Raw genomic sequence first — 6,059 nt, 5'->3', positions numbered from 1 at the left:
CGCTTGTGACAGTGAAGACCTCGGTCGTTCGCACCCTCAGAACGTCACGCGAATCCCCACATTACCCGCCCAGCCCTGCATGCCGTAGCTGCCGACGAAGTGCCGGTACGTGCCTTCACCGTAGACCTGCACGTGCTCGCCCAGCTGGCTGGTCACACCCGCCGCTGCACGATAGGCGTTACCTACACGGCCCGAGCCGAAGCGTTCGGCGACATCCCAATCGGCATTGGACACATCGGCACTCGGATCGCCGTTGCTGGTGTGGATCAGGTCGAGCGTGGCATACGGCATGAAGACGGAATTTGCCGTGCGTGCGATGCGGCCACCGAGTGCCGTACTGGTCTGCTTCGCCGTTCCCAGCTTCACGTCGAGGCCATCGCTGTCAGTAAAGTCGCGGAAATTCAGCGACTGATGCTTCAGCTGGAAGCGTGGCTCGATCGTCCATTCGTTACCCAGGGCAAACGGCTTGCCCACTTCGACCGACATGCTCCAGCCGTTGGCGCGAACGCGTCCGACATCGGCACCGCGAAGATCCGTCCCCACATCGCCCCGATAGCGCGTCGACCCCACCACGCCATCGACCCACAAGCCGTTGCCGTGCTGCCAGGTGATCCATCCCGACACGCCGTTGGCACGGTACTTCGCCGAGCTGTTGCCGTCCGCGGCCTTGGGCGTCACACGCGTCGTGCCGTGATCGGCAGCCCAGCCCGCGCGTAGCGTGCCATTGTCGCCATCGAGAGCAATCAGGCCACCGCCCAGCTGCAGCGCGTTCACCTGCTGGTCGAAATCGTAGCCGTAGCGCTGGAACGACAGGTTCGATGAGTATCCGGGCATCGCCAAGGCCGACGAGATCACCTATAGCTGGGTGGGCAGCGTATCCACACGGACCCAGACCTACAAGGTGCTCGACCCGACCAGGCCACCGGCCGATTACGCCGACCGCGCGTTCATCGTCCAGAACACCGGCGGCAACGTCGTCGTCAGCTATAGCGTGAAGCGGCTGGGTGTCGGTCCCGCCGTACCGTCCGAGACGGTCTCGTTTCGTATCGATTTAGCATCGGCAACTGAAACTTTTGAAGCAACGGATCTCGGCGATATCTATCCCAGAGTCGAAACGACGACGATGGTCATCACCACGAATGTCTTAAACGAAATTTCCAGCATCATGCATTGGAACGGCTCGAGTCCTTACCTTTCAGGACATTGCATACATGTCTATACGGGATACCCGCATGCAGGCGGCGCGCCGTTGACACTGGCACTTAAAATCCCGTCCAAGGAAGTGTCCGTGGGTGCGGAAAGCCACCGCAACTCGCCATGCAAACTGCAGGCATTCAGCGGCTTCGGCGGCACCTTGGTGGACGAAGTCAACATACCTACGGCACCTGCCCGCTTGACCTTGCGCTGGAACGGGAAGGATCGCATCGACATGATCCGTTTGGTTCCCATCTTGAATTCGCCAGTCGGCGTCTTTGCGACGCTGGACAACATCGAAATGAAAGCATGATGCAATCGGCTGAGTGCAAAACCATCACACCACGCTTTCGTTGACCGGTAGTCAGCGTCGACCAGTCGCCACCTGAAAGCCCCGTTTCGCTGAGCGGGGCCTTTCCTTTGGTTCATCGCGGAATCCCGGCGAGGGCGGGCGGCACCTTGTTCGCGGGCTCGCCTCGGCCATTTGCCCACCCCGGCTAGCGCGCCAGTTGTATATGCCGTCCCCGACCCGGGGGCTATAAAGATTCCACAGCCGCGACGGGGTCATCCTGCCCCGCTCGCGTGACAGGGGGATCGCATGAAAGCCGAAGGCACGGCACGCTGGATGAGGGATGACAGGGGTCATGCGGTGGGCCACCGCGATGCGCACTGCGCTTCGCCGGGGTTCCGTATTGCCGCCTCTTCCTTTCGGCCTATGCCTTCGTGCTCTCCCCACGGGTACGAGGCAGCACGATGAACGAAGCATTTTCCAGCGCCAGGCACGACAACGGGACCGTCCATGGTCGCTTCAGCGCGGTGGCGAAAGCCTGCGCGGAACGGGTCGCCGTGGCGTCCGACCTGTCGAGCCTGACCTATGCCGAACTGGAGGCACGCAGCGACGCCGTCGCCGGCGCGCTCGGCGCGGCCGGGGTGGAACCGGGCAGCTATGTCGCCTTGCTGATGGAGCGTTCGGTCGAGGCGATCGTGGCGGTGTTCGGGGTGCTGAAGGCCGGTGCGGCTTACCTGCCTATCGATACGCGCTGGCCGGCCGAGCGGGTGGCGTTTGCGCTGCGGGATGCGGATGTGGCGGCGGTGGTGGTGGATGAGGGGGTGGACGTTTCTGTTGAGGACGTTCCGGTGTTTACTGTTGCGGGATTGGAGGAATTCGGCCAGCACCGATCGCCGATGAATCGGCTCCTACAGGGGGGGGGTGGGCAGGATCTGGCTTATGCGATGTATACCTCGGGGTCGACGGGGACGCCTAAGGGTGTGGAGATTCGGCATGCGTCGATCCTGCGGCTGGTGCTGAAGTCGGACTTCATCGACTTCGATGCGCCGAAGGTGTTGCATGCGGCGCCGCTGGGCTTCGATGCGTCGACGCTGGAGATCTTCGCGCCGCTGCTCAACGGCGGTACCTGCGTGGTGTATCGCGAGCGGGTGCCGACCGGCTGCGGTATCGCGCGTACCGTGGAGCGTCACGGCGCCGAGATCGCCTGGCTCACGGCTGCGCTGTTCAATGCCATCGTCGACGACGATGCGAGCCATCTTTCCGGCTTGCGCGTGATCCTGACTGGCGGCGAAGCGCTGTCGGTGCCGCACGTGCGCAAGGCGTACGCCGCGCTTCCGGCCACGCTGCTGATGAACGGCTACGGCCCGACCGAATGCACGACATTCGCGACGACGTACCGCATCCCGCGCGAGCTTCCCGACGAGCTCCGCGCGATTCCCATCGGCACGCCGATCGGGGAAACCTCGCTGCATGTGCTCGACGAGGCGGGCAACGAAGTGGCCGCCGGCGAGACCGGCGAACTGTTCATCGGTGGCACGGGCGTCGCCCGCGGCTATCTCAATCGTCCCGAACTCAGCGCCGAGCGCTTCGTCGCCGGCGGCACGCGTTATCGCACCGGCGACCTCGTGCATTGGCTGCCGGATGGCAACCTCGCCTTTCTCGGTCGCGTCGACGGCCAGGTGAAGATCCGCGGCTACCGTATCGAGACCGGCGAGATCGACATCGCGCTGCGGGCCCTGCCCGGCGTGACCGCCGCCGCGGTGATCGCGCGCGAAGACACCGCGGGCGAGAAGCGCCTCGTCGCCTACTATGTCGCCCAGCATGCCGGTGTGACCGCGCGCAGCCTGCGCGATGCGCTCGCACTGACGCTTCCCGAATACATGCTTCCGGTCGCCTGGATGCGCCTCGACGCGCTCCCGGTGAACGACAACGGCAAGCTCGATCGCCGGGCTTTACCAGCGCCAACCAGCGCACGCCCCGAACTGGCCGCGCCCTTCGTCGCGCCGCGCGGTGACATCGAGACGCGGCTCTGCGTCATCTTTGCCGACACGCTGGGCCTGGACACGGTCGGCCGTGACGACAACTTCTTCGACCTCGGCGGCAGCTCTCTTCTTGCAACGCGCGCCATGACTCGCGTGCACGAGGAACTGTCGCCGACCCCTTCGCTGGTCGGCTTCTTCGGCGAGCCGACACCGGCCGCGGTCGCAGCCACGATCGAAGGGCGTGCCACACGCCAGGCGCTGGCAGGACGCTTGTCGGGTGGCACGCCGCAGGCAGGCGAGCCGGTGGCGATCATCGCCATGGCCGGTCGCTTCCCCGGTGCGCCGGACGTCGAGACCTTCTGGGACAACCTCTGCGCGGGGCGCGAATCGATCCGCTTCTTTGCGCCGGGCGAGCTCGATCCCGCGGTGAGCCAGGTCGATCGTGACGATCCCGGCTACGTCGCCGCACGCGGCGTGATCGACGATGTCGAGCAGTTCGATGCGAGTTTCTTCGGTATGTCGCCGCGCGAGGCCGAGCTCACCGATCCGCAGCAGCGCCTGTTCCTGGAGCTGTGCTGGGAGTGCCTCGAGCGCGGCGGCTACGTGCCGGACGCCCAGGACACGCCGGTGGGTGTGTTCGGCGGCATGCACAACGCCACCTATTTCCAGAAACACATCAACGGCCGGCCCGACCTCGTCGACAAGCTCGGCGCCTTCCAGGTGATGCTCGGCAACGAGAAGGATTACCTGGCTACACGCGTCGCGCACAAGCTCAACCTCACCGGCCCGGCGATCAGCGTCAATACGGCCTGTTCCACCTCGCTGGTCGCGATTGCCCAGGCCTTCGACGCCCTGCGCGCCGGGCGCTGCAGCATGGCGCTCGCCGGTGGCTCCTCGATTTCCTGCCCGCCGAACAGCGGCTACGTTGCCCAGGAAGGCTCGATGCTGTCGCCCGACGGGCACACGCGCACCTTCGACGCGAAGGCGCAGGGCACGGTGTTCAGCGATGGCGCCGCCGTGGTGCTGCTGAAACGCCTCTCGGATGCGCTGCGCGACGGCGACCCGATCTACTCGGTGATTCGCGGTGTCGCCGTCAACAACGATGGTGGCGTGAAGGCAAGCTTCACCGCGCCGAATGCGGCGGGACAAGCCGCTGTCATCACGATGGCACTGGACGACGCCGGCGTGTCCCCGCGCGATATCTCCTACGTCGAGGCGCATGGCACGGCCACCCCGCTGGGCGACCCGATCGAGCTGGAAGGGCTCACACAGGCCTTTCGCCAGGGCACGGCCGACAAGGGCTTCTGCGCGCTGGGCTCGCTGAAGAGCAACGTCGGCCATCTGGTGATGGCAGCCGGCGCCGCCAGTGTGATCAAGACCTCGCTGGCCCTGTGCGAGCGCCGGCTACCGCCCTCCTTGCACTTCACCGCCGCGAACCCCCGGCTCAATCTTGCCGATTCACCGTTCGTCGTGAACGACACGCTGCGTCCCTGGCAGACCGCTGGCGGTCCGCTACGCGCAGGCGTCAGCTCGTTCGGCGTTGGCGGTACGAATGCTCATGTGATTCTCGAGGAAGCACCCGAGCGCACGCCGTCCGATGTCGCCAGCGGCCCGCAGTTGCTTCTCCTTTCCGCCCGTACGCCCACCGCGCTCGGCCATGCCGCCGCGCGACTCGCCGATCATCTCGCTGCCCATCCGGACGGCAACCTGGCCGACACCGCGTGGACGCTCGCCCGTGGCCGCAAGGCCTTCGTGYAGCGCAGCCACGTCGTCGCGGCGTCCACCAGCGATGCGATGTCGAAGCTTCGCGATATCGCCGCGGCCGCCATGTGCCGTGCCTGCGCCACGCCCTCGCCGGGCCTGGTCTTCCTCTTCCCGGGTCAGGGTTCGCAGTACGCCGGCATGGGCCGCGAGCTGCACGCGACGGAGCCCACCTTCCGCGCTGCCCTCGACGACGTGGCCGGCGCCCTGCGCGACGAACTGGGCTTCGACCTGCGCGAGAAGATGTTCACCGGCGACGCCGATGCCCTCAAGGCGACCGGGCTGACCCAGCCGGCCACCTTCGCCCTCGAATATGCACTCGCCCAGTTGTGGATGAGCCTCGGCGTGCAGCCGGTCGCGATGATCGGCCACAGCGTGGGCGAATTCGCCGCCGCCGCGCTCGCCGGTGTCATGTCCCTGCCTGACGCGGCCCGACTCGTCGCACGCCGTGGTCGCCTCATGCAGGGCCTACCTGCCGGGTCCATGCTTTCCGTTCGCCTGGGCGCCGCCGAACTGCGCGCGCGACTGCCGGACACCCTTTCCCTGGCCGCCGAGAATGCGCCGAACGCCAGCGTAATCTCCGGTGACACGGAAGCCGTCGAGCGATTCCAGGCGGTTCTCGAGGCCGAGGGCGTCGCCTGTCGCGTGCTGCACACCTCGCATGCGTTCCACTCGTCGATGATGGATCCCGCGCTGGATGCCTTCCGTGCCGAGGTGGCTGCCGTGCCGCTCGCCGCGCCGCGTATCCGCATCGTTTCCACGTTGACCGGCCTGCCGCTGACCGACGAAGAGGCCGTCTCGCCGGATTACTGGACGCAGCACATGCGTCACAC

3 protein-coding genes are annotated in these 6,059 nt (G+C 66.2%); 2 read left to right on the top strand and 1 reads right to left on the bottom strand.

Going from position 1 to position 6,059, the window contains the following annotated elements:
• Positions 1-36 precede the first annotated feature (36 nt).
• Positions 37-834, bottom strand: coding sequence for an autotransporter outer membrane beta-barrel domain-containing protein (locus AC1DYM_RS22690; RefSeq protein WP_477342267.1), 798 nt, complete (start codon positions 832-834; stop codon positions 37-39).
• A 67-nt stretch (positions 835-901) separates the two neighbouring features.
• On the opposite strand from AC1DYM_RS22690, the gene AC1DYM_RS22685 reads away from it, so the two are divergent.
• The gene (locus AC1DYM_RS22685; RefSeq protein WP_477342265.1) at positions 902-1,507 is read left to right on the top strand and encodes a hypothetical protein; all 606 of its coding nucleotides are present in this window, start codon (positions 902-904) and stop codon (positions 1,505-1,507) included.
• Between the two features lie 440 nt (positions 1,508-1,947).
• The coding region (locus AC1DYM_RS22680) for an amino acid adenylation domain-containing protein (RefSeq protein ID WP_477342263.1) at positions 1,948-6,059 on the top strand (4,112 nt) is incomplete at its 3' end.

The sequence above is a fragment of the Luteibacter sp. P1_D3 genome (assembly GCF_056406135.1).
The sequence above is the reverse complement of the archived record's forward strand: the minus strand, read 5'-3'. Positions and strand labels throughout refer to the sequence as shown.